Origin of the sequence: Agrobacterium sp. GD03872, from assembly GCF_029840625.1 — a bacterium.
GTDB lineage: Bacteria > Pseudomonadota > Alphaproteobacteria > Rhizobiales > Rhizobiaceae > Agrobacterium > Agrobacterium fabrum_A.
Genome location: NZ_JAOCCY010000004.1, coordinates 376,566 through 400,683, shown reverse-complemented (window position 1 = coordinate 400,683; position 24,118 = coordinate 376,566). Strand labels below are relative to the sequence as shown.

The 24,118-nt window shown below is 58.4% G+C and carries 22 protein-coding genes and 3 tRNA genes; 14 read left to right on the top strand and 11 right to left on the bottom strand.

The window, feature by feature from the left end:
- Nucleotides 1-5: 5 nt before the first annotated feature.
- The 7 genes from N5D22_RS12990 to N5D22_RS12960 all read right to left on the bottom strand — a co-directional run bounded on the left by N5D22_RS12990 (nucleotide 6) and on the right by N5D22_RS12960 (nucleotide 5,568).
- Nucleotides 6-851, bottom strand: coding sequence for an aminoglycoside phosphotransferase family protein (locus N5D22_RS12990; protein WP_279655366.1), 846 nt, complete (start codon nucleotides 849-851; stop codon nucleotides 6-8).
- Nucleotides 848-1,780: an N-acetyl-gamma-glutamyl-phosphate reductase gene (argC, locus tag N5D22_RS12985; RefSeq protein ID WP_279655365.1), complete on the bottom strand. Its 933-nt coding sequence runs from the start codon at nucleotides 1,778-1,780 to the stop codon at nucleotides 848-850. Before argC ends, N5D22_RS12990 begins: the two co-directional genes overlap by 4 nt.
- Before the next feature lie 70 nt (nucleotides 1,781-1,850).
- On the bottom strand, nucleotides 1,851-2,804 hold the full coding sequence (gene speB / locus N5D22_RS12980; RefSeq protein ID WP_279655364.1) for an agmatinase: 954 nt from the start codon (nucleotides 2,802-2,804) through the stop codon (nucleotides 1,851-1,853).
- A gap of 38 nt (nucleotides 2,805-2,842) precedes the next feature.
- Nucleotides 2,843-3,364, bottom strand: a complete 522-nt coding sequence (locus tag N5D22_RS12975; RefSeq protein ID WP_279655363.1) for a hypothetical protein — start codon at nucleotides 3,362-3,364, stop codon at nucleotides 2,843-2,845.
- A 179-nt stretch (nucleotides 3,365-3,543) separates the two neighbouring features.
- Entirely contained in the window at nucleotides 3,544-4,011 is a 468-nt protein-coding gene (gene rpsI / locus N5D22_RS12970) for a 30S ribosomal protein S9 (RefSeq protein WP_003521540.1), read from the bottom strand.
- Between the two features lie 2 nt (nucleotides 4,012-4,013).
- Nucleotides 4,014-4,478: a 50S ribosomal protein L13 gene (gene rplM / locus N5D22_RS12965; RefSeq protein WP_279655362.1), complete on the bottom strand. Its 465-nt coding sequence runs from the start codon at nucleotides 4,476-4,478 to the stop codon at nucleotides 4,014-4,016.
- A gap of 253 nt (nucleotides 4,479-4,731) precedes the next feature.
- On the bottom strand, nucleotides 4,732-5,568 hold the full coding sequence (locus N5D22_RS12960; RefSeq protein WP_279655361.1) for an EamA family transporter: 837 nt from the start codon (nucleotides 5,566-5,568) through the stop codon (nucleotides 4,732-4,734).
- A gap of 905 nt (nucleotides 5,569-6,473) precedes the next feature.
- Between N5D22_RS12960 and N5D22_RS12955 the strand changes: the two genes are divergently transcribed.
- From N5D22_RS12955 to N5D22_RS12940, 4 genes are all read left to right on the top strand, one after another.
- Entirely contained in the window at nucleotides 6,474-6,908 is a 435-nt protein-coding gene (locus tag N5D22_RS12955) for a CoA-binding protein (protein WP_279655360.1), read from the top strand.
- Between the two features lie 73 nt (nucleotides 6,909-6,981).
- On the top strand, nucleotides 6,982-8,265 hold the full coding sequence (locus tag N5D22_RS12950) for an O-acetylhomoserine aminocarboxypropyltransferase (protein ID WP_279655359.1): 1,284 nt from the start codon (nucleotides 6,982-6,984) through the stop codon (nucleotides 8,263-8,265).
- Nucleotides 8,266-8,617: 352 nt separating this feature from the next.
- The gene (locus tag N5D22_RS12945; protein ID WP_279655358.1) at nucleotides 8,618-9,130 is read left to right on the top strand and encodes a hypothetical protein; all 513 of its coding nucleotides are present in this window, start codon (nucleotides 8,618-8,620) and stop codon (nucleotides 9,128-9,130) included.
- 113 nt (nucleotides 9,131-9,243) lie between these two features.
- Nucleotides 9,244-9,585 (top strand): cupin domain-containing protein, encoded by a 342-nt coding sequence (locus tag N5D22_RS12940; RefSeq protein WP_279655357.1) that lies wholly within the window; start codon nucleotides 9,244-9,246, stop codon nucleotides 9,583-9,585.
- 38 nt (nucleotides 9,586-9,623) lie between these two features.
- On the opposite strand, the gene N5D22_RS12935 is transcribed toward N5D22_RS12940, so the two are convergent.
- A complete protein-coding gene (locus tag N5D22_RS12935) occupies nucleotides 9,624-10,877 on the bottom strand; it encodes a cytochrome P450 (protein ID WP_279655356.1) in 1,254 nt (417 codons plus the stop codon).
- Between the two features lie 83 nt (nucleotides 10,878-10,960).
- Nucleotides 10,961-12,208: a GGDEF domain-containing protein gene (locus N5D22_RS12930; protein WP_279655355.1), complete on the bottom strand. Its 1,248-nt coding sequence runs from the start codon at nucleotides 12,206-12,208 to the stop codon at nucleotides 10,961-10,963.
- Between the two features lie 454 nt (nucleotides 12,209-12,662).
- On the opposite strand from N5D22_RS12930, the gene clpP reads away from it, so the two are divergent.
- From clpP to N5D22_RS12900, 6 genes are all read left to right on the top strand, one after another.
- Nucleotides 12,663-13,295: an ATP-dependent Clp endopeptidase proteolytic subunit ClpP gene (gene clpP / locus N5D22_RS12925; protein ID WP_003521529.1), complete on the top strand. Its 633-nt coding sequence runs from the start codon at nucleotides 12,663-12,665 to the stop codon at nucleotides 13,293-13,295.
- 291 nt (nucleotides 13,296-13,586) lie between these two features.
- Entirely contained in the window at nucleotides 13,587-14,864 is a 1,278-nt protein-coding gene (gene clpX, locus N5D22_RS12920) for an ATP-dependent Clp protease ATP-binding subunit ClpX (RefSeq protein WP_059752638.1), read from the top strand.
- A gap of 197 nt (nucleotides 14,865-15,061) precedes the next feature.
- Nucleotides 15,062-15,430, top strand: a complete 369-nt coding sequence (locus N5D22_RS12915; protein WP_279655354.1) for a glyoxalase/bleomycin resistance/dioxygenase family protein — start codon at nucleotides 15,062-15,064, stop codon at nucleotides 15,428-15,430.
- A 384-nt stretch (nucleotides 15,431-15,814) separates the two neighbouring features.
- Nucleotides 15,815-18,232: an endopeptidase La gene (gene lon, locus N5D22_RS12910; RefSeq protein WP_279655353.1), complete on the top strand. Its 2,418-nt coding sequence runs from the start codon at nucleotides 15,815-15,817 to the stop codon at nucleotides 18,230-18,232.
- A gap of 289 nt (nucleotides 18,233-18,521) precedes the next feature.
- Nucleotides 18,522-18,797, top strand: coding sequence for a DNA-binding protein HupB (hupB, locus tag N5D22_RS12905; protein WP_003502360.1), 276 nt, complete (start codon nucleotides 18,522-18,524; stop codon nucleotides 18,795-18,797).
- 352 nt (nucleotides 18,798-19,149) lie between these two features.
- A complete protein-coding gene (locus tag N5D22_RS12900) occupies nucleotides 19,150-21,348 on the top strand; it encodes an esterase-like activity of phytase family protein (RefSeq protein ID WP_279655352.1) in 2,199 nt (732 codons plus the stop codon).
- A gap of 202 nt (nucleotides 21,349-21,550) precedes the next feature.
- Here the strand turns inward: N5D22_RS12900 and N5D22_RS12895 are convergent, their stop codons facing one another.
- Both N5D22_RS12895 and N5D22_RS12890 read right to left on the bottom strand, forming a co-directional pair.
- Nucleotides 21,551-21,688, bottom strand: a complete 138-nt coding sequence (locus N5D22_RS12895; protein ID WP_279659044.1) for a hypothetical protein — start codon at nucleotides 21,686-21,688, stop codon at nucleotides 21,551-21,553.
- 317 nt (nucleotides 21,689-22,005) lie between these two features.
- A tRNA-Val gene (locus N5D22_RS12890) sits at nucleotides 22,006-22,081 on the bottom strand.
- 445 nt (nucleotides 22,082-22,526) lie between these two features.
- Between N5D22_RS12890 and N5D22_RS12885 the strand changes: the two genes are divergently transcribed.
- The 4 genes from N5D22_RS12885 (at nucleotide 22,527) to N5D22_RS12870 (ending at nucleotide 24,098) form a co-directional block, all read left to right on the top strand.
- A tRNA-Asp gene (locus N5D22_RS12885) sits at nucleotides 22,527-22,603 on the top strand.
- Nucleotides 22,604-22,642: 39 nt separating this feature from the next.
- A tRNA-Asp gene (locus N5D22_RS12880) sits at nucleotides 22,643-22,719 on the top strand.
- A 438-nt stretch (nucleotides 22,720-23,157) separates the two neighbouring features.
- Entirely contained in the window at nucleotides 23,158-23,523 is a 366-nt protein-coding gene (locus N5D22_RS12875; protein ID WP_035259670.1) for an NADH-quinone oxidoreductase subunit A, read from the top strand.
- A complete protein-coding gene (locus N5D22_RS12870; protein WP_059762566.1) occupies nucleotides 23,514-24,098 on the top strand; it encodes an NADH-quinone oxidoreductase subunit B in 585 nt (194 codons plus the stop codon). The genes N5D22_RS12875 and N5D22_RS12870 overlap by 10 nt, the downstream gene beginning before the upstream one ends.
- The last annotated feature ends 20 nt before the right edge of the window (nucleotides 24,099-24,118 follow it).

Below are 24,118 nucleotides of genomic sequence, written 5' to 3'. Positions count from 1 at the left end.
GCGGCTTAGGACTGCCCGAGCACCGTTCTGACGGTGGCCGCGACGGCGAGTTCGTTGTCGCGTTCCTCCGCATTGCCGTCCTCTTCATGCCACGCGGCGGAAAGGCAGCCATAAGCAAAGGCATATTGCAGCAGGAGCCGCTCGTCCCGTTGCAGCGCCTTCGCAAAAATCGCCGCCATGGAGGCGATGCGCGCCTCGCTGCGGGTAAGGTCGAAACGGTCGAGCGGATTGGAGAACATGTTGGCGACATCGAGCGCCGCATCGCCGATCAGGCCGGCCGGGTCGATGATGATCCAGCCGCGGTCACTGCGCATGATGTTCTCGTGATGCAGATCGCCGTGCAGTGGCTTCACATCCCGCTGCCGGTCGATCAGTTCCTGCGCCAGCGTGGCCGCGTCGATATAGGGGCTGTCCACGCCGTCGATACGGTGCTGTTCGGCCTTGCGGAACAGGCTCTCGAAATAGAGCGGCAGCGTCAGCAGGCTTGACGGCGGCGTCTGCTGCGATGGCTGGTGATATCTGAGCAGGACGTCGGCGGCGATTTCCGTCGTGGCGTCGTCGTTGCCGTCGCGAAACAGCACGTCGCGCAGGGTCTCCGTGCCGGCATGTTCCATCAGCAGAATATCGTCGGTGCGGTCGAGCAGTTCCACGCAGCCGATGCCGGCGCGCCATTCGATGAAATCCGCGCCGCGAAGGCTGTCCTTCAATACTTTCTTTTTCAGAAGCTTGGCGACGGCAAGGGAACCGTCGCCGCGCGTAAGCTCGTAAACCACCCCGGCCGGCGTATCGGCAATACGCTTCGCGGCCTCGATATTCCACGAGGCCGGAAAAGAGGGCGTGGTGCGGTTCATGCGGAGAGCATCAGCTCCATGTTCTGCACGGCAGCACCGGAGGCGCCCTTGCCGAGATTGTCGAGCAGCGCGACGAGGTTGATGTGCTCGCCGCCAGGCGTACCGAAGACGAACAGTTTCATCGTGTCCTTGCCTGCCAGTTCCTCGGCGTCAATGCGTGCGAGCCCCTTGCTTTCTGCAAGCGGCACCACATTGACGATGTCCTGTCCCGCATAGTGGGCGCTCAGCGCCGCATGGATCGTTTCGACGGTCGCGCCTTCCTTCAGGTCGGCGGCAAACAGCGGCACCTGCACGATCATGCCCTGCGGGAAACGACCGACGGAGGGCGAAAACAGCGGTGCGCGGTCGAGCTGGCCATGAATGGTCATTTCCGGCACGTGCTTGTGCTTGAGCGTCAGGCCATAGAGGAAATTATTGGCGCTGATCGCGTCATCGCGGCTCTGGTCTTCCATCTGGGCGATCATCTGCTTGCCACCGCCGGTATAACCGGAAACCGCATTGACGCTGACCGGATAACCGTCCGGCAGCAGGCCTGCGGCGCGCAGCGGGCGCAGAAGCGCGATTGCGCCGGTCGGGTAGCAGCCCGGATTGGCGACGAGACGGGCGGAACGAACCTTCTCGCCCTGTTCCTTATCCATTTCGGCAAAGCCATAGGCCCAGTCCTGGTGGACACGATAGGCGGTCGAGGTATCGATGATGCGGACATTGTTATTACCGGCCACCATCGAGACGGCTTCCCGGGAAGCATCATCAGGCAGGCAGAGGATCGAAATGTCGGCATTGTTGAGCATATCCTCGCGCATCGCCGCATTGCGGCGCTCGGCCTCGGGTATGGACAGCAGCTCAATATCGCGGCGACCGGCAAGGCGCGTGCGGATCTGCAGACCCGTGGTGCCGTGTTCGCCATCGATGAAGATCTTCGCTGTCATGTCCTTGTCCTGACTTTTCAAAGGGTTGCGAGGGTAATCGGAATCAGTTTGGCAAGCGCCGTTTTCTTTATCAGCCGGCCTTGGCCAGCCGTTCGGCGCGCAGGCCAAGCATATACATTGCAACGGTGGCTCCGGCAATGGCGGTAATGTCAGCATGGTCGTATGCGGGCGCGACTTCCACCACGTCCGAGCCGCGAATATCGAGCTGGCCAAGCCCGCGCAGAACGGAGAGAATTTTAGCGCTGGTCGGCCCGCCGGCCACCGGCGTTCCGGTTCCCGGCGCGAAGGCTGGGTCGAGGCAATCGATATCGAAGGTCAGATAAGCGGGCATGCCGGCCGTATGCTTGACGATCAGCGAGGCGATATCGCTCGCCCGCATTTCCTCCACCTCGTAACCGTGGAGAATGCGAATGCCGAAATCGTCAGGCGCATGGGTGCGGATGCCGATCTGGATCGACCGATCAGGATCAATCAGGCCATCGCGCACGGCGCGCGCCACGAAGGAGCCGTGGTCGATGCGCTTGCCGTCGTCGAACCAGGTGTCCTGATGCGCATCGAACTGCACCAGCGCCAGCGGTCCATGTTTGGCCACATGCGCCTTCAGGAGCGGCCAGGTAATGAAGTGGTCGCCGCCGAGCGTCAGCAGGTAATCCGTCTTGGAAATGATCCGGCGCGCTTCCTTTTCAATCGTATCAGGCGTTTTCCAGTGGTTGCCATAGTCGAGCAGACAGTCACCATAGTCGATGGTCGGCATATGGGCGAAAAGATCGCGCGCGAAGGGATATTGCGGGTCATTGTCGAAGATCGCCGAGGCGCGGCGGATCGCCTGTGGCCCGAAACGGGCGCCCGGCCGATTGGAGGTGGCCGCATCGAAGGGAATGCCCCAGATGGCCGTCGATACGCCCTTGAGGTTCTTGGTATATTTGCGCCGCATGAAGGAGAGCACGCCCGCATGGGTCGGGTCGGTGGCGGCCGATGTCAGCGTCGTTGCGGTGAAGGCATGGTCGATGGTTTTGGATGGCAAGCCGTTTTCTCCAAATCAGCGAGTTGGGTTTTGCTCTATTATCGCTCGACGATTTTAGTAATTACCTCGACTGGCGTGAGTAAAAAAGTGCCAAGTATCACAATCGCAGTCAGTCCAATTGATACAAGCCATCCTGCAACGTTTGCCATAAGTGCGGATTTGAAGCTGGTCGAGTTCTTTATATGCTTTAAATCTTGGGAAAGCCTGTCCGTAACGCGCTCTTCAATTTCTGCTGCGACGGTATCTGCTACTTCTTTTCGAATTTCGTCAAAAAGGGCTTTTCGCCACTCTTTTTGTGTGGCTGTAATTCGTTCGTTTAACCGACTTTTGGCGTTGTCGCGTAAACTTTTAACCCTCGATGTCTGAAGCGTTTGGTGGTGTTTGTCCACTTCTTCTCTGGTTGGTTTTGTCTCTTTGGCCCATTCGGATTGCTCTAGTTTGAACAGGCTGTAAGCAATGAGGTTGACCAATTCATCTTTGTCATCGGACTTGTCATCCGAAATGATCTCGAGGCCTTTGCTGGCACCCCAAATTCTTTCAGGTTGTGTCGTACTATTCACAAACAAAATCTCCGCAGCCACTTTACCTAAATTGAGTGAGCATTGTCATATGGTTCTACGTAAGGTTGATTGAAAAGCAACATTTTGCAATACGTCTGCGGCTAATTCGAATGAATATTGAGACAAAAAAAGAGGCAGGTAAAACCTGCCTCTTTCCGTATTCGATTGGGATTGAGCGATTAGCGCTTCGAGAACTGGAACGAACGGCGGGCCTTGGCCTTACCGTACTTCTTACGCTCGACAACGCGGCTGTCGCGGGTCAGGAAGCCACCCTTCTTCAGAACGGAGCGCAGGCCCGGTTCGAAGTAGGTGAGGGCCTTGGACAGACCGTGACGAACGGCGCCGGCCTGACCGGACAGACCACCACCGGCAACGGTGGCGATGATGTCGAACTGACCCGTGCGGGCAGCGGCGACGATCGGCTGCTGAAGGATCATCTGCAGAACCGGACGTGCGAAATACGTGGTGAAATCGCGGCCGTTGATGATGATCTTGCCAGAACCGGCCTTGACCCATACGCGGGCTACGGCGTTCTTGCGCTTGCCGGTCGCGTAGGAGCGGCCGAGGGTGTCAACCTTGCGGACATGCACGGGAGCCGAAGCTTCCGATGCCGGGGCGAGGTCTTTCAGAGAGGAAAGATCGGCCATTATCAGGCGCTCCTTACGTTCTTCTTGTTAAGCGCGGCCACGTCGAGAACGGTGGGCTGCTGTGCTTCGTGCGGGTGGTTCGAGCCGGCGTAAACGCGCAGGTTCTTCATCTGGCGACGGCCGAGCGGGCCGCGCGGGATCATGCGCTCGATGGCCTTTTCAACGACGCGCTCCGGGAAGCGGCCTTCGATGATCTGGCGAGCCGTACGCTCCTTGATGCCACCCGGGTGACCGGTGTGCCAGTAGTACTTCTTGTCGGAATATTTCTTGCCGGTGAAGGCAACCTTTTCCGCGTTGATGACGATGACGTTGTCGCCATCATCGACGTGGGGGGTGTAGGTGGCCTTGTGCTTGCCGCGCAGGCGGGTTGCAACGATGGTGGCGAGGCGACCAACAACGAGGCCTTCGGCGTCGATGATGACCCACTTCTTCTCCACCTCAGCGGGCTTCTGAACGAAAGTAGACATGGATTTCACTTTCTAACGTGGACCCGTCATCCTCTTTATGAAAGAGCATACGGGCGTTTCTTGTTGCTTGGTTTGGTTGCCGTCAAAGGCAACCGCAAATGACCCTATTCCGGCTGGAATCCGATCTGGCGCGCTTATACGGTGCGCAAGCGAAAGCGTCAATATGACGGATTTTGGAGATCGTAAAAATAATAAAGCAAAAACAATGGCTTATTTATGGGGTATTATTTTACCTCACCGGGCGACCCGATTTTTACCCCAGTCGCATCACCAGAACGCCCGCTGCAATGATGCCTCCGGCAAGATAACGCCAGATGCTGGCGCGTTCTTTCAGGATCACCACGGAGATCACCAGCGCGAAGAGGATGGAGGTTTCCCGGAGCGCTGCGACGACGGCGACGGGCGCCTTGGTCATGGCATAGAGCGCCAGCCCGTAAGATAGGATGGAGCCGCCGCCGCCGATCAGGCCGCGCCACCAGTTGCGCCGCACGTGCTGCACGACAGGGACCACGCCACGCTGGAAAAAGGCAAACCCGAAAAGCAGCAGGGGCGGCAGAAGCGACATCCACAGCGTATAGGAGATCGCATTGCCGGAAAGCCTTGCGCCGACACCATCGACGAAGGTGTAGGAGGCGATCACCAAGGCGTTGATAAGCGCAAGGGTGATCGCCTTGCCGCCGCCGCGACGCGCCTCGAAGGCGAGCGTCAATATGCCGCCGGATATGATGGCGATCCCGGCAAGGGCCATCGGGCTCAAAACCTCGCTGAGAAAAAGACTGCTTGTCGCCGCGACGATCAGAGGCGCCACGCCGCGCATGACGGGATAGACAAGGCCGATATCGCCGATCGTATAGGCGGCCGCGACAAGGCGGAAATAGGCAAACTGCAGAAAGGCCGAGGCGACGAGGAAGGGAATGGCCACCGGCGCCGGAAACGGCAGGAACGGCAGAAATGGCAAGGAACAGGCCGCTGCCCCCGCCGCTATCAGCGAGGCGTCCAGCGATTTGTCGGATCCGGATTTGACCAGCGCATTCCAGCCGGCATGCAGTATCGCGCCCAGGAGCACCAGAAAAAGAATGTCAATTGTCACAGTAGAGACTCGCTCGCGGGCTATTGTGGCCAGCCTACAGCATCTGTCCGGAAACCGGAATCCATTTTCGATGGCAGCGAAACGGGGCGCTTGCCCTCCGAAAGCGGGCGCGTTGATCTGCCGGATCGTGTCCGGCAGGCTGCGGCCGTTTGCATGGATTATGACATGCGTCAAATTTCTGGTTCGTGCATCTTGTGGGGCAGGGCGGGTAACTCCTGCATCAAATGACGCGTTGTCCTGCTCATGATTTCATCCCGCGTAACAGGTGTATCGGCGCCGGATGCACAGCTTGTCCTTTCGCGGCAGAGCGCTATTTCCTGAAAACATGGCCGTTTTCGACCGCTTATTCCGGCTGGAATGATGCTGGCTCCCGCCTGGGATGCTATATCAATCGAATGCTGGTATTTTTATCAAAAATGAAAAAGAATTTCACAGCATCAGTAAATCGCCAACTGTAACGTTGCAGATTTGGATATGGATTGATTTACTGAATAACTTTCTGAAAATTAGATAAGCCTAATTCATCTGTGAACGGAATGAAAACAAACAGGAGACGAATGGCGCATGAGATGCACGTTAATGGTGTTTGAGTCGATATTCCTGCCAATATATGTCGGTTTGAAAACTGGATGAAAAAACTCCATGCAAATTTGGTCACGGCATTTTTGTGAAATCGTTTTGCGGAGGTGAAACTGGACCGTCTCGACGATGAGGTCATCACCTCCATTATTTAAAGGCGGACAGGGCTTCAAGAATGTGCCGCCACGCCCTAGATGAGGATGACAGCCGCAGTAGGCGTTACCAGCAATGCTCATGCGGGAAACGCGTTGCTTGCGGCCCGCTCAGCGCGCACGCCTGTGCCAGGGGCGTTGAAATCGCCGGATGCGACAGAGGGATAAGTTGACATGCAGCATGATACTTACGAACCGGATTACCTCAGAAAAATCCTGACGGATGTCCGCACCATCGCTTTGCTTGGAGCCTCGCCCAATCCGGATCGGCCGAGCCATGGTGTGATGCGCTTTCTCCTGTCCAAGGGCTACCGCGTATTCCCCGTCAATCCCGGCCAGGCGGGCAAGGAGATATTGGGGCAGAAGGTATTTGCCCGGCTTGCCGATATTCCCGAACCGGTCGACATGGTCGATGTTTTCCGCGCACCGGAATATCTGCCGGCAATTGTCGAAGAGGCGATTTTGTTGCCGCAGCGCCCGAAAGTGATCTGGGGCCAGCTTTCCGTGCGTGATGACAACGCCGCCGCCAGGGCGGAAGCCTATGGCATGAACGTGGTGATGGATCGTTGCCCTGCAATTGAGTATCCGCGTCTCAATATTGTGCGATAGTTGGTACGGATCGGACTTATCATTTGACGCCAAGGCATTATGATCCCTCCAAAATTCCATTGGAGGAAACATCATGCCGAGCAGCAATCCCGGTTTTTCAACGCTGGCAGTCCATGCGGGCGCGCAGCCTGATCCGACCACCGGCGCGCGCGCCACGCCCATTTATCAGACCACGGCCTATGCTTTCCGCGACGCCGATCACGCTGCCGCCCTGTTCGGATTGAAAGAGTTCGGCAATATCTACACCCGCATCATGAACCCCACCCAGGCGGTTCTGGAAGAGCGCGTGGCGGCGCTGGAAGGCGGCACGGCCGCACTTGCTGTCGCATCCGGCCACGCCGCGCAGCTGCTGGTCTTCCACACGCTGCTGCAGCACGGTGACAATTTCGTCGCGGCCCGGCAGCTTTACGGTGGCTCCATCAACCAGTTCGGCCACGCCTTCAAGGGTTTCGACTGGCAGGTGCGCTGGGCCGATGCGACCGATCCGGCCAGTTTCGAACGGCAGATCGACGAGCGCACCCGCGCCATCTTCATCGAAAGCCTCGCCAATCCGGGCGGCACATTCGTGGATATCGCCGCGATCGCCGAAGTCGCCCACCGGCACGGCCTGCCGCTGATCGTCGACAATACCATGGCAAGCCCCTATCTCTTGCGGCCGCTGGAACATGGTGCGGACATCGTGCTGCATTCGTTGACGAAATTCCTCGGCGGCCATGGCAATTCCATGGGCGGTATCATCGTTGACGGCGGCACTTTCGACTGGTCGGCGACGGACCGATATCCGGCGCTGTCGCAGCCCCGGCCGGAATATTCCGGCGTCGTGCTGCACCAGACCTTCGGCAATTTCGCCTTCGCCATCGCCTGCCGTGTGCTTGGCCTGCGCGATCTTGGTCCGGCGATTTCGCCCTTCAACGCCTTCCTCATTCTCACCGGCATAGAAACCCTGCCGCTGCGCGTTCAGCGCCATTCCGACAATGCGCTCGCCGTCGCCAAGTGGCTAAAGGCGCATCCGAAGGTCGGCTGGGTGCATTATGCCGGGCTGGAGGACAGCGACAACTACGCCATCCAGCAGCATTATTCGCCCAAGGGGGCGGGGTCAGTCTTCACCTTCGGCGTCAAGGGCGGTTATGCGGCGGGCAAGGCGCTGGTGGAGGGGCTGCAGCTTTTCTCCCATCTCGCCAATATCGGCGATACCCGCTCGCTGGTCATCCACCCGGCTTCCACCACCCATGCGCAGCTGACGCCGGAACAGCAGACGGCGGCGGGCGCCGGGCCGGATGTGGTGCGCCTGTCGATCGGCATCGAGGACGTGAAGGACATCATCGCCGATCTCGAACAATCGCTTGCCAGGGTCTGATGTGGTCCATCATCCGGCCTTGATCCCGCGTCGCTCGGCTTGAAATTTCACAGCCATCGAGCCGCCGCCGAAAACCTTGGAAACAGGATGTCTTCGGCGGCGTATATCTGAAACAATTCACGCGTTTTTTCAGGATCGGTGCTGCCTGCACGCATTGGTAATCTGGGGAAGCGGGTCCGTGCTTTATGGCGCTGGCCTTCTTCAATCGATCCGGAACGCTGTCACCGTTCGCCGTCGCGGGGCGGTCGATCTGTCGAGTTCGCGCCATATGCCCGGCCGTGCATCTATCGATTCCGGAGCCGAATCCGCCTAGAACAGAACCCTTGCAATCTCATCGTGAAAGATGCGCCAGATGAAAAGCTACACCGGACTGCTTCGAATTGTTACCTTCTTCCTGGCGATTGGAATTGTGGTCACGGCCGATATTCCGGGCGTAATACCGACTTCGCCGGCGAAGGCGCAGGAGGAATATTTCCCGACGCAGCAGGATTTTGTCGGCAAATGGAAGCTCAGCGGTGCGACCACCCGCCCGCCGCGGGATATGAAGACTGAGCCGACGCCCGAGCAGGAGGCGGGCGCGACATTGTTCCAGGAAACCGTGACGACATTTTACACCGCCTTCGATTATCTGGAGATCACGGCTGATGGACGTTACAATTTCCATCAGGCGGGTGATCCGTCAGGTTCATGCGTCTGGTGCGGAACATGGTCTTTTGACAAAAGCTCGCTTTGGCTGAAGCTCGATACGGCGCCGCGGCTCGATATTTATGCGAAGGACGGCGATATGCAGATGACATATACCGCCGAACCCGACGGGAAATCGAAATATACCTGGCTGGTTTTCGGCTGGACGAAAATGGAGTAGCGCCGCGTCTCCGCCGCCGCAACGCTCCGCCCAGACATTCAAGAATATTTGACGGGACGCCCACAATTGCGCAAAGCTGTATGGCCAACCACATTTGACGGACAGGGGACGTCATGACGAATTTTCTGTCCTTTGATGATGTCGCCGAACTGGAATACGGCGCGCCCGCGCCGGAACGGCTGATCTCCGGCGATCCCAGATTCACCACATGGAATCTCGAGGAGGCTCCCGGGGGCATCTATGCCGGCATCTGGCAGTCCACGCCCGGTAAATGGCGGGTGGTCTATGATGAATGGGAATATTTCAACATTCTCGAAGGCCATTCCATTTTGACCGAAGACGGCGGTGAGCCGCGCGATCTGAGACCGGGCGACCGTGTTATCCTGCGTCCGGGCTTTACGGGCACCTGGGAGGTCGTGGAAACGACGCGGAAGGACTACGTCATTCGGCTGTGAGGGCGGATGGTCCGTTCGAGTGCGCTACCGATCAAATCTCACCAGCTGAGATCGAGCCGATCCAGACCATGGAAATGATAGACATCCTTGACCCTGGGCGGCTCGGCGATCTTCAGACCCGGCAGGCGTTTGAAAAGCAGCGGCAGCGCAAGATTGAGTTCTAGTCTTGCCAGCGGCGCGCCGATGCAGAAATGAATACCCGCGCCGAAGGAGACGTTGGCGCCTTCGTTGCGGTCCGGCTGGAAGGTCAGCGGATCGGAAAACTTTGCCGGATCGAGATTGGCGGCGGCCAGAATGAGGCTGACCTTGTCGCCGCGCTTGAACGTGACGCCGTCGATTTCGACGGGTTCCAGAACCCAGCGCTGGAAAATATGCACCGGCGCGCAGATGCGCAGGGTTTCCTCCACCGTCCGTTCCGTGGCGGCATCGTCGTTGAACAGGGTCTCGGGGGAAACGCCGCTTTCCAGAATGATGCGCACGGAATTGCCGATCTGGTGCACGGTCGCCTCGTGCCCTGCATTCAGCAGCACGATGGTGGTGGAGACGAGCTCGTCGTCGGTCAGATACTGGCCCTTGTGTTCCGTATGGATCATGTGGCTCAGCAGGTCGTCCTTCGGCTCCGCCCGCCGCTCGGCGATCACGCTGCGCACATAATCTGAAAATTCATGCGCGGCCCTGTCGGCCAGCAGCTCGTCTTCCGGCGTGCGCTTGAACATGTACATGCCGACATAGGCATGCGACCATTTCAGGAGCTGCGGCCCCATTTCCTCGGGAATGCCGATCATCCGGGCGATCATCGTCACCGGGATGATATCGGCATAGGAGGAGAGCAGTTCGGTTTCGCCATTCGCTTCGAAGGCATCGATCAGACGGTTGGCGAGTTCCTCGATTTCCGGCTTCATCTTGTCGACGTGCCGCGAAACGAAGGCGCGGTTGATGAGCGTGCGCAGCCGTGTGTGTTCCGGCGGCTCGAGTTCGAGAAGCGAATGCTGCTCGGCGGCGTCGAAATGCTTCACATGCTCGAGCGGTTGCGGCAGGCCGATTTCCTCCCGGCTGGCCACATGCAGTATCTGCCGGCCGAACCGGCGGTCGCGCAGCAGGGCGCTGACATGGTCATAACCGGTGAAGAACCATTGCCGCTGCTCTTCCCAGTAGAAGGTGGGACATTCAGCGTGCAGGGCCGCATAGACCGGGTTCGGATCGTTGTAGAAGGCCGGGTCGCGGGCGTCGAGTGAAACGCGGCGGCTGGCGGGATCGATCTTGAGAAAGGGAAATGTCGCTGTCATGCCCATGGTTTATTCCGCATGTGATGCTTTGGGAAGGGCGGGAAAATGGCTTGTGAAGGCCTTCCGCATGTCACCGTATGGCTACATCCTTATCGGCTGGCAATGGCGGATATCCGGTTCAGCGCCGCGACCTGCCGGTCGGCATTGTTGTCCATCGGGTTTTCGTCGCGGTCCGGGGCGGGCACGACGACATTGGCCGAATTGACGTGAATGACGGTCCGGTTGCGCCCGGCCTTCTTGGCGGCATAAAGCGCCCGGTCGGCTTCCGTCATCATCTTGCTGAGGTCGGCATCCTTGATCATGGCTTCGGAGATGCCGACGCTGGTCGTCACCTCGATCGCTTCGCCGCGTGCGGTGATTTTCGAAAGACGCAGATTGCTGCGGATGGATTCCGCAAGCGCCACCGTGCTGGAAGGACTTTCGACTTCGGCCACCAGCGCGAATTCCTCGCCGCCCATCCTGACGAAAAGGCCGCGCTCGCCGATGACGCGCTGTGCGATATTACAGAAATGTACGAGCACGGCGTCACCGGACTGATGGCCGTATCTGTCGTTGATCTTCTTGAAATGGTCAATGTCGAAGAGAACCAGCGCCACATAGCGATCGGAGCCCTGCGAGTGCTTCTTGATGTATTCGAACTCCTCCATCAGCCCGCGCCGGTTGAGAACGCCAGTCAGATGATCGGTCATTGCCAGGCGTTGGAGACGGCCTTCCGTGTCCTCCATGATGATCTTGGCGCTGATCATGATGATGGCGGTGAAGCCCAGCATGCCGGAAATGGAGAGGGCCGATGTCATTGGAATGGCGTTGGGGACAGCGGCATTGGCCGGGATGACGATGGATGCGACGAGCGCCCCCGCAAAAGCCTGCAGGATCAGGATCACGGCAAGTACCTTGCGGCTGCGCGATGCGCGCGCCTTGCTGGCAAGAAGCACGCCGGCAAGCATGAAATAGCCCGTGGCCGCACTGGCGTGATAAAGCAGGATGCGGGCGACCATGTCTTCGCGCACGGGTGGCACGAACATTCCGGCGATCCATAGCAGGGCCGGAATGGCAATCCAGCCGCCGACTTTACGCTGCTCGAAGCACAGGAGGCCCGCGAGCCAGAAACCGAAGGCGGCGAGCGCCAGCGTGTTGCCGACCTGAATGGACAGGAAGCTGGAAATATCCCCGCGAAACGCCACCATGACAGTGCCGATGCCGGTGACGAGGAAACCGGCGGCGAAATAGAGATTATGCCTGCGGGAAGGGCGGTGCAGCCACAACGTTCCCAAAAGCACCGCAAGGGTAAGCGTCTCCGCCGCCCACAGTAGCGTGCTCGTCTTTGCATCCAGCATTGCAAAATCCTATCTGCGCCATCATGCGGTAAAAGCGGGCTCTTTCGCGCGAGGTGCGTTATGCCCGCTGGAATTGTTGAGCTGCCATTTCGCCCGTATGGGCTCCATTCCCCGATGGGAACCGGAAATTCGCTGGCTAGTATCAGCAGCAAATACCTAACGAGTTCTTGCCGGTGAGAAGTTATATCTGTGCATGGCGGGCGATTTTTATCCTCGTCGCCCGCCATAGTAAAAAAATGGTGGTGGTGAGGGAAAGAGGCCCGTCCGGCATCGCCCGGTTCGAAACCCCTGTCAACGCGGGCGCTCACGGCCCGCAAACGCTGTTGAGCCGTTAAGGATATGCGGCTTCGTGTCTTGAAGTACGGGGCAGGGACACTCTATGTAGGGAGTATGAAGGTTAGAAGTGATTCCGGAGCGGTTTTTCGCGAAGGGCAGAGTTTGACAAAGGACGGACATGAAAAATCCAGTTGATACCGCCATGGCTCTGGTGCCGATGGTCGTAGAGCAGACCAATCGCGGCGAACGCTCCTACGACATATTTTCCCGTCTTCTCAAGGAACGCATCATTTTCCTCACCGGACCGGTGGAAGACCAGATGGCCTCGCTCGTCTGCGCGCAGCTGCTTTTCCTCGAGGCTGAAAACCCGAAGAAGGAAATTGCGCTCTACATCAATTCGCCAGGTGGCGTCGTGACCGCCGGCATGGCGATCTACGATACGATGCAGTTCATTCGCCCTGCGGTTTCCACGCTCTGCGTCGGTCAGGCCGCATCCATGGGCTCGCTGCTTCTGGCTGCCGGCGAAAAGGGAATGCGTTTCGCAACCCCGAACGCCCGTATCATGGTGCACCAGCCTTCCGGCGGCTTCCAGGGACAGGCATCGGATATCGAGCGCCACGCCCGCGACATCATCAAGATGAAGCGTCGCCTCAATGAAGTCTACGTGAAGCACACCGGCCGCACGCTCGAAGAGGTTGAAAAAACCCTTGATCGCGACCACTTCATGGATGCAGACGAGGCGAAGGACTGGGGCGTGATCGACAAGATCCTGACCTCGCGCCAGGAAATCGAAGGCGCCGCCGCGAATTGAGGCGCGCCGCTTTTTGACGTTTGTTTGAACCCGCAAAAGTAATTTCGGGGCTTTCAACCGCAACAGAAAGCGATATTAGTATATATAAAGGCTATGTTGAATTTTTATGACGTGGCCTTTGGTTTGATGGGGAATTCGTTGCAGCCGGTTGTCAGCTCCTGTATCTGATACGGCTAGTACCCCGGGAAACGAGGCGGATACGGCAATGCACCCAAGACGGGCCGTATCGGCGAGCGGTAAGTTGACCGCGATCCGTTTGGCGGACCTGCGGCGTGCTGGAAGGAAAGAGATATGAGCAAAGTCAGCGGCAGCAACGGCGGCGACTCCAAGAATACACTCTATTGTTCATTCTGCGGCAAGAGCCAGCACGAAGTCCGGAAACTCATTGCCGGACCGACGGTGTTCATCTGCGATGAATGCGTCGAATTGTGCATGGACATCATCCGCGAGGAGAACAAGACGTCGATGGTGAAGTCGCGCGAGGGTGTTCCCACCCCGCAGGACATCATCAAGATCCTCGACGAATATGTCATCGGCCAGAAGCAGGCGAAGAAGATCCTGTCGGTGGCCGTTCACAACCATTACAAGCGCCTTGCGCACGCCTCCAAGAATGGCGATGTCGAGCTCGCGAAGTCGAACATCATGCTCGTCGGCCCGACGGGCTGCGGCAAGACCTATCTTGCCCAGACGCTCGCACGCATCATCGACGTTCCCTTCACCATGGCGGACGCAACGACGCTGACCGAAGCCGGTTATGTCGGCGAGGACGTGGAAAACATCATCCTGAAGCTGTTGCAGGCTGCGGATTACAATGTCGAGCGCGCCCAGCGCGGCATCGTCTATATCGACGAAGTCGACAAGATTTCCCGCAAGTCGGACAACCCGTCCATCACGCGCGACGTGTCGGGCGAGGGCGTCCAGCAGGCGCTTCTGAAGATCATGGAAGGCACGGTCGCTTCCGTTCCGCCGCAGGGCGGCCGCAAGCATCCGCAGCAGGAATTCCTGCAGGTGGATACGACCAACATCCTGTTCATCTGCGGCGGCGCCTTTGCCGGCCTCGACAAGATCATCTCGGCCCGTGGTGAAAAGACCTCGATCGGCTTTGGTGCGACCGTCAAGGCGGAAGACGATCGCCGCGTCGGCGAGGTGCTGCGCGAGCTGGAGCCCGAAGATCTGGTGAAGTTCGGTCTCATCCCGGAATTCATCGGCCGTCTGCCCGTTCTGGCAACGCTGGAAGACCTTGATGAAGACGCGCTGATCCAGATCCTGTCCGAGCCGAAGAACGCGCTGGTCAAGCAGTATCAGCGCCTGTTCGAGATGGAAGATGTGGAGCTGACCTTCCACGAGGACGCGCTGCGCGAAATCGCCCGCAAGGCGATCACCCGCAAGACCGGCGCCCGCGGCCTGCGCTCGATCATGGAAAAGATTCTGCTCGACACCATGTTTGAACTGCCGACGCTGGAAGGCGTGCGCGAAGTGGTCATTTCCGACGAGGTCGTCAGCGGCCTTGCGCGTCCGCTCTACATCTATGCGGATCGTCAGGAAGAAAAGACCAACGTTTCGGCCTGATCGGTTCGAGAAGAACAAAGCCCCTCGCAGTAAAGGCTGCGGGGGGCTTTTCTTTATGCGTCGTCTGCCTGGCATTCCGGGCATATCCGATAAAACGGAAGCGTTTCGCCTCCGAACATACGTAGAAACAGAGAGATGGAGCGTCTTCGCCTTTTGTCGAAGAGCAAAGGGGCTCCCGTCAATATTTCGGTATCTCGATGAACCCTGTAACCGCGATCCTTGTTCATGTTTCCGATCCCGCCGAGGGATTGCTCTGGTACGGCAAGGCGTTTCCGCAGGCCGTCCCATCCGTCAGCCTCCCGTCCGGCTTCGAATTTCTGCGGATCGGCGATATCCAGCTGGAAATCGTCCCCGCCGATGAAAAGGTTGAGAGCGGGGCGGCCGGGTCCGTCGTCTATTGGTGGACGGATGATTTCGGGCAGTCCCTGGCGCATCTGCGTGAAGCGGGCGGCGTTCTATATCGTGGCCCGATGAAAATCGATGAGGAACTCTGGATGTGCCAGTTCCGCGATCCCTGGGGCAACTGCATCGGCATTCGCGGGCCCATGGTCGCGGAGGTGCTGTAACGTTCCTGGATGTTCGAAGCATCCCCGTAAGTTACATTTCCGACAATCAGGTGGAGGAAAGCTCCGTCCGCCATTTTGCGTTTGGAGCGGATTGCGCTTTGCTGATAAAGTCTTACAACTGATTTGCAGCGCGATATGACGGAAATGTGAATTCCCGTCGGCGACCCGGTTCCCATGTCATTGGGGATAACCGGAAATGTCGGGAGTACTAGCCGGCGCTGGGTTTTGTTGAATTTCACGGTCTTGCCGCTCAGCGGGGCCGTCTGTTCCGGCGACTTGAAATCGGTGTTTCGAAACTCCACTTTCAGTCTCGAGAAATGAATGTGCCGGATGCCCCAAGCTGTCCGGCAAAGTGTCCCGAAAGGGACCAGGAAAGGAAATGATATGACGAACATCACGTCTGCGGCATCTGGCGGTACCTATCCGGTACTTCCCCTGCGCGACATTGTCGTTTTCCCGCATATGATCGTTCCCCTGTTCGTCGGGCGGGAAAAATCCATCCGTGCGCTCGAGGAAGTCATGGGTTCGGACAAGCAGATCATGCTTGTCACCCAGATCAACGCCAGCGATGACGATCCGGCCCCCGAAGCCATCCACAAGGTCGGCACGGTCGCCAATGTCCTGCAGCTTCTGAAGCTTCCCGACGGTACGGTCAAGGTGCTGGTGGAAGGCAAGGGCCGCGCCCAGATCGACAGCTATACCGGCCGCGAGGATTTCTACGAAGCCTCCGCGACGCCGCTGCAGGAGCCTGCCGAAGATCCGGTCGAGATCGAGGCGCTCTCGCGTTCGGTCGTTTCGGAATTCGAGAGCTATGTGAAGCTCAACAAGAAGATTTCGCCCGAGGTTGTCGGCGCTGCCGGCCAGATCGACGATTATTCGAAGCTCGCCGATACGGTCGCTTCGCACCTGTCGATCAAGATCACCGAAAAGCAGGAAATGCTGGAAACCGTCAGCGTCAAGCAGCGGCTTGAAAAGGCGCTCGGCTTCATGGAAGGCGAGATTTCCGTGCTGCAGGTGGAAAAGCGCATCCGCTCGCGCGTCAAGCGCCAGATGGAGAAGACGCAGCGCGAATATTACCTGAACGAGCAGATGAAGGCGATCCAGAAGGAACTCGGCGACGGCGAGGATGGCCGTGACGAGATGGCCGAACTGGAAGAGCGCATCGCCAAGACCAAGCTTTCCAAGGAGGCCAAGGAAAAGGCCGAGGCGGAAATGAAGAAGCTTCGCCAGATGAGCCCGATGTCCGCGGAAGCGACCGTCGTGCGCAACTATCTGGACTGGCTGCTGGGTCTGCCCTGGGGCAAGAAGTCGAAGATCAAGGCCGATCTCAACGCCGCCGAGAAAATCCTCGATCAGGATCATTTCGGTCTCGACAAGGTCAAGGAACGCATCGTCGAGTATCTCGCCGTACAGGCGCGCGCCTCGAAGATCCGCGGACCCATCCTGTGCCTCGTCGGCCCTCCCGGCGTCGGCAAGACCTCGCTCGCCAAGTCGATCGCCAAGGCGACCGGTCGCGAATATGTGCGCATGGCGCTTGGCGGCGTGCGTGACGAGGCGGAAATCCGCGGTCATCGCCGCACCTATATCGGCTCCATGCCCGGCAAGATCGTGCAATCGATGAAGAAGGCCAAGAAGTCCAATCCGCTCTTCCTGCTCGACGAAATCGACAAGATGGGCATGGATTTCCGCGGCGATCCGTCGTCGGCCCTGCTTGAGGTGCTTGATCCGGAACAGAACTCCACCTTCATGGACCACTATCTTGAAGTGGAATACGACCTGTCCGACGTGATGTTCGTGACCACGGCCAACACGCTGAACATTCCCGGTCCGCTGATGGACCGTATGGAAGTGATCCGCATCGCCGGTTACACGGAAGACGAAAAGCGCGAAATCGCCAAGCGTCACCTGTTGCCCAAGGCGATCAAGGAACATGCCCTGCGTCCGGAAGAATTCTCGGTTACCGATGATGCCCTGATGGTCGTCATCCAGCAGTACACCCGCGAGGCGGGCGTGCGCAGCTTCGAACGCGAGCTGATGAAGCTGGCGCGCAAGGCTGTCACCGAGATCATCAAGGGCAAGGTCAAATCAGTGGAAGTCATCGCTGCCAACGTTCCGGATTTCCTGGGCGTTCCGCGGTTCCGCCACGGCGAGGCCGAGCGCGAGGATCAGGTCGGTGTCGTCACCGGTCTTGCCTGGACGGAAGTCGGCGGTGAATTGCTCACCATCGAAGGCGTGATGATGCCGGGCAAGGGCCGCATGACGGTCACCGGCAACCTCAAGGAAGTGATGAAGGAATCCATTTCGGCGGCGGCATCCTATGTCCGTTCGCGCGCCGTGGACTTCGGCATCGAACCGCCGCGCTTCGACAAGAGCGACATCCACGTCCACGTTCCGGAAGGTGCAACCCCGAAGGACGGACCGTCCGCCGGTGTTGCCATGGCGACCGCCATCGTCTCCATCATGACCGGCATTCCGGTCTCGAAGGATGTGGCGATGACGGGCGAGATCACGCTTCGTGGTCGCGTGCTGCCGATCGGCGGCCTGAAGGAAAAGCTGCTCGCGGCCCTTCGCGGCGGCATCAAGAAGGTGCTGATCCCGGAAGAAAACGCCAAGGACCTGGCGGAGATTCCGGACAATGTGAAGAACGAGATGGAAATCATCCCGGTATCGCGCATGGGCGAGGTCATCAAGCACGCCCTTATCCGCCAACCGGAGCCCATCGAGTGGGACGGCAGCATCGAGACGCCGGTGATCGCAACCGTCGAAGGCGTCGACGACGGCAGCCAGACCATCGCGCATTGATACAGGCATCGTCGCGAGGGGCGGGAATCGCCTTTCGCGACGGGTGCTGCATAGATTCAATGTGTTAGGTGTCCGAAGGCGCATGTGGCGTAAAGCTGCGCACAAGTGATGCGAATTTGGCACGAATATGTGGAAGGCCGGCAGAAATGTCGGCCTTTTTTGTGAAAAAAAACGCAGACCCCTTGTTTTTCAGGCGATTCCAGCGCTTTTGGGTTGCGGCGCGCGGATGCGAACGTATTCTGCGCCGGCTTAATTTGAGTCGTTTCAAACCATTGAAAGGGGTGGAAACATGAACAAGAACGAGCTCGTCTCTGCTGTTGCCGAAAAGGCTGGTCTCACGAAGGCAGATGCTGCTTCCGCTGTTGATGCCGTATTCGAAACCGTACAGAGCGAACTGAAGAACGGTGGCGACATCCGCCTCGCCGGCTTCGGCAGCTTCTCCGTCAGCCGTCGTGAAGCCTCCAAGGGCCGTAACCCTTCCACGGGTGCTGAAGTCGATATCCCGGCTCGCAACGTGCCGAAGTTCTCCGCAGGCAAGGGCCTGAAGGACGCCGTCAACTCGTAAGGTTTCCGGAAGGCCGCAATGCCCGCGGCGGGCGAGCGGCTTTTCAGGTTCACGAGGAAACATGTTTTGACGCCCTGACGCCATCGCATTGTTACCAAAAGCGGGTGGTGCTTCGAAAAGCTCTTTTCGGACAGCCTGCATTTTCGGGCCAAGATGTGAATGAGAGTAGGGGAATGCCTGTGTAGCTTCCATCCGAACACACGGCGTTTCGAAACGCGGAATGTGCGCATAAACACGAAAGCCCGGCTCCTGCAGCCGGGCTTTTTGATTCTCCCGTAGGGAAATGTCATGCCACTGTCATGTCTTTGACGCAGAAGCCATGGGGTATTTCTGGACCCAAAGGGGGATTAAAATGGCGTTCCGATTTTCTCACATGGCTTTGACCGCTGCGCTGCTCACATCCGCCGCCTTTCCGGCGGCTGCCGAGCCGGTTTTCAACCGCATTGCATCTTTCCCGGTGGCGAATAATCTTCCCGCGGACAAGGACGCCAAGTCCGTCACGTCGGCTGAAATCATCACCGCCAGCGAAGACGGCAAGACGCTGATCTATTCGGATAGCCCGCTCGGCGGCATCGGTTTCATCGACATCACCGACGCCAAGGCCCCCAAGGCCGGCGGCGCCCTGCTGCTCGAAGGCGAGCCGACCTCCGTTGCCGTCGCTGGCCTTAAGGTTCTGGCCGGCGTCAACACGTCGGAAAACCGCGCCAATCCGTCCGGCAAGCTGGTAACCGTCGACATCGCCACCAAGAAGATCGATGCAAGCTGCGATCTCGGCGGCCAGCCCGATTCGGTTGCCGTTTCCCCTGACAAGACCTTTGCCGCCATCGCCATCGAAAACGAGCGCGACGAAGAAGTGAATGAAGGCGCCCTGCCGCAGATGCCGGCGGGTTATCTGGTAACGGTTGGTCTGAAGGACGGCGTTGCCGACTGCGCGACGCTGAAGAAGATCGACGTCACCGGTCTCGCCGAAATTTCCCCCGAGGATCCGGAGCCGGAATTTGTTTCGATCAACGCCAATGGCGAGATCGCGCTCACCCTGCAGGAAAACAACCATATCGTCATCATCGATGGCAAGACCGGCACGGTTAAGACGCATTTCTCCGCCGGCACGGTCGATCTCGAAGGCATCGACACGAAGTCGGACGGCCAGCTGAAATTCACCGACAAGCAGGAAGGCCGCAAGCGCGAGCCGGACGCCGTGAAGTGGCTGGACAATGACCGCATCGTCATCGCCAATGAAGGCGACTGGCAGGGCGGCTCGCGCGGCTTCACCATCTTCGACAAGACCGGCAAGCTTCTCTATGAAGCCGGTTCCTCGCTCGAACACGCAGTTGCGGCTATCGGCCACTATCCGGAAAAGCGCTCTAGGGCCAAGGGCATCGAGCCGGAAGGCCTGGAAGCGGCGACGTTTGGTGACCAGAAATATTTCTTCGTACTTTCCGAGCGCGGCTCCATCGTCGCGGTTTACAAGGATACGGGCGCAGAACCGCAGCTGACGCAGCTGCTGCCTTCGGGCGTTTCGCCGGAAGGCGCTGTCGCCATCCCGTCGCGCAATCTTCTTGCCACGGCCAATGAGGTCGATCTGATCGAGGATGGCGGCGTCCGCTCGCATGTCATGCTCTATGAGCGTGCAGAGGGCGAAGCAGCCTATCCGCAGCTCGTTTCCGCCACCGTCGACGGCGCGCCGATCGGCTGGGGCGCTCTTTCGGGCCTGGTCGGCGATGCCGAGAAGCCCGGTATCCTCTATGCCGTGTCCGACTCGGTCTATGGCAACCAGCCGTCGATCTACACCATCGACGCAACGAAGAAGCCTGCCACCATCACCAGCGTGCTGCGCATCAAGCGTGACGGCATTGCCGCTCAGAAACTCGACATCGAAGGCATCACGCTCGACGGCAAGGGCGGCTTCTGGCTGGCCTCGGAAGGCGACAGCGCCAAGCTCGTTCCGCACGCGCTCTACAACGTCAACGCCAAGGGTGAAATCAAGGCCGAGATCGCGCTGCCGAAGGAACTTCTCGCCGGCGAGACCCGCTTCGGTTTCGAAGGCGTGACCATGATCGGCAAGGGCGATGACGCCACGCTGTGGATGGCCGTGCAGCGCGAATGGGGCACGGACGAGAAAGGCTTCGTGAAGCTCGTCTCCTATAATCCGAAGTCCAAGGAGTGGGGCGCCGTGCGTTACCCGCTCGACAAGACTGAAGCCGGCTGGATTGGCCTTTCTGAAATCACCGCGCAGGGCGAGTATGTCTATATCGTCGAGCGCGACAATCAGATCGGCGACAAGGCCAAGATCAAGAAGCTCTATCGTGTCGCCATTGCCGACCTGAAGCCGGGCAAGATTGGCGGCGAGCTGCCGCTGGTGACCAAGCAGGAAGCCCATGACTTCCTGCCGGACCTCAAGGCCCAGACCAATGGTTACGTCGTCGACAAGCTGGAAGGTTTCACTTTCGACAAGGCAGGAACGGCCTATGCCGTGACCGACAATGACGGCGTGGACGATTCCTCCGGTGAGACGCTGTTCTTCACCGTCAATCTGAAGGCGATCAACTGATCGATCCCGATGGTGCAATGAATGAGAAAAGCCGGGCATAGCCCGGCTTTTTTATGCGGCAGAGGCAACCCGGTGCGGGTGCCTGTTCGGTGCGATGTTTCGCGACGCAGCCCGTTAAGCTGACATTGCGGCTTTGTTGTCGGTCATCGGGGAGCTGTCGGGGGACTTCGGGGGAAAGCCGAGGACCGGTCGCAAAGGGCGGTCACCGCCCCATGGAATTCTTGCTTTCGGGAGTATTGCCTTTTTCCGAGTCCTGCTGGACCCAGCGAAAAAAAATATAAACAGGCAGCGCAATAAGCGCGAGTGTTACAAACGCGTCGATCGACATGGCTTCATCCATCAGTTCAGCCGTTCATCATGAAACGGTGCGCAAACAATGCCCGAAATCTCTTTAAAAAGTATAAATCTGCTTATTTTTCGGTATGTTACGCAGTGAGACAGGAATTGGGCGAAGCTGTCGGAATCCGGAACAGTCGTATCGATTTGGAATAAGGAAGGGCCGGAAAAGCGATTCCGACGGTCATGGGTTCGGATTCGGTCACATAATAACGAAATGCAGGGCAGCCTGATTCCATGTGCGGAAAATTCCGGACAAAACATTGCGCCGACCCAAAAAAACATTTGACTGGTGACATATGATCTGAAGGGTTTGGAAAATGGTGGGCGATGAGAGACTCGAACTCCCGACATCCTCGGTGTAAACGAGGCGCTCTACCAACTGAGCTAATCGCCCTTCGCGTGTCTCGGATCATGTCCGCCGCGTCGGTGGCCGTGATGTATTCGGATCGGAAAAAAACCGCAAGGGCTTTTGTGAAGTTTTTTTGTTTTTTTTCGGGGCGGCCTTTTCCGCCATCCAGGGGGAGGGCGGAAAAGCCGGTAACTGCGGGCTTTTTGGTAAAATCGGAAACCAGTGACGCGTTGACGGCTCTGTGGAAATACCGCTGGGGAAGCCCCTGGCTGTGGACAAGTTTTTTGTTTTCGTTGGGAAAAGCTCGCAAAACAGGGCGTTTGCGGCATTCGCCTTCAAAGGCCCTCAGGTTTTTCCCGATCAAAATGAAGAAGCTTATTCTTTTGTCGTGAAACCTGCTTGACACCCCCGCACGAACGCCGTAGTTAGCCGCTCATCGAACGGCCGAGGCTGGTTCGAGCGGCGGGACTGGCTCCTGTCGTCAGGAGATGCGGGTGTAGCTCAGTCGGTTAGAGTGCCGGCCTGTCACGCCGGAGGTCGCGGGTTCGAGCCCCGTCACTCGCGCCATCCTGTTCCTCGGAAAACGCAGATGAATGTCTGTGGTGCGCGGGTGTAGCTCAGTCGGTTAGAGTGCCGGCCTGTCACGCCGGAGGTCGCGGGTTCGAGCCCCGTCACTCGCGCCATTTCTTCTTCCTGAAATGTCTCCTCAAAACCAGACCAACGCGCCGCCAGCGCGAGTCTATTTTTTGACAATTCCGGCGCCTGATTCCGGGCTTTTTTAACGCGATTTTTCCTGCATTTTTTAGTCAAGTTTCGATTTTCCGATATCGTCACTTCATCGCCATTCCGACGTAAAATTCGTGTGACTTTTTTGCGGTTGCGTCGTTCAATCGATTATTATTGTATTTGAGGGGGTTAGGTCGGAATTGTGGCCCAAATTTGCGTCAATTCCGGCAATATTGTTGCCAATCAATGCGGCAGGTGTCTTGAAATGGTGCCTAAACTCTTGCAGAGAGGGCGCGGCTGCGCTAACCACTTTGGCGTTGCAACATATTTGTCCGCTCTTTGAGACCTCGGGTCGCAAAGGCAGGTCCGGCACCCGGCCGGGCAGGGAAGAGACCATGACTGAACTCCTCAGTTCCTACATTCCGATCGCAATCTTCATCGGTATCGCTCTCGTCATCGGCCTGGCGCTTCTCATTGCGCCTTTTGCTGTCGCCTACAAGGCGCCGGACCCGGAAAAGCTCTCCGCTTTCGAGTGCGGTTTCAACGCCTTCGACGACGCCCGCATGAAGTTCGATATCCGCTTTTATCTGGTGTCGATCCTCTTCATCATCTTCGATCTGGAAGTCGCCTTCCTGTTTCCCTGGGCGGTGTCTTTCGGCGAGATGGGCTGGTTCGGTTTCTGGTCGATGATGGTGTTCCTCATCGTTCTCACCATCGGCTTTATCTATGAGTGGAAGAAGGGAGCGCTGGAATGGGCATGAGCCAGAACGACACCACGCTCGTTGCGCCGCAGCCAAAGGGGATCATCGATCCCTCGACCGGCAAGCCGGTTGGCAGCAACGATGCCTACTTCACGGAAATCAACGACGAGCTGGCCGACAAGGGCTTTCTCGTCACCTCGACCGACGAACTGATCACCTGGGCCCGTACCGGCTCCCTGATGTGGATGCAGTTCGGTCTCGCCTGCTGCGCCGTTGAAGGCCTGATGCAGGCTTCCGGCCCGCGCTACGACATGGAGCGCTTCGGCGTTGCCCCGCGCGCCTCACCGCGCCAGTCGGACGTCATGATCGTTGCCGGCACGCTGACCAACAAGATGGCGCCCGCTCTGCGCAAGGTCTATGACCAGATGCCTGAGCCGCGTTACGTCATCTCCATGGGCTCCTGTGCCAATGGCGGCGGCTATTACCATTATTCCTACGCCGTGGTGCGCGGCTGCGACCGTGTCGTGCCGGTGGATATCTACGTTCCGGGCTGTCCCCCCACGGCGGAGGCGCTGCTTTATGGCGTGCTTCTGCTGCAGAAGAAGATTCGTCGTACCGGTACGATCGAGCGCTAAGGGCAAAGGACGGATTAAGA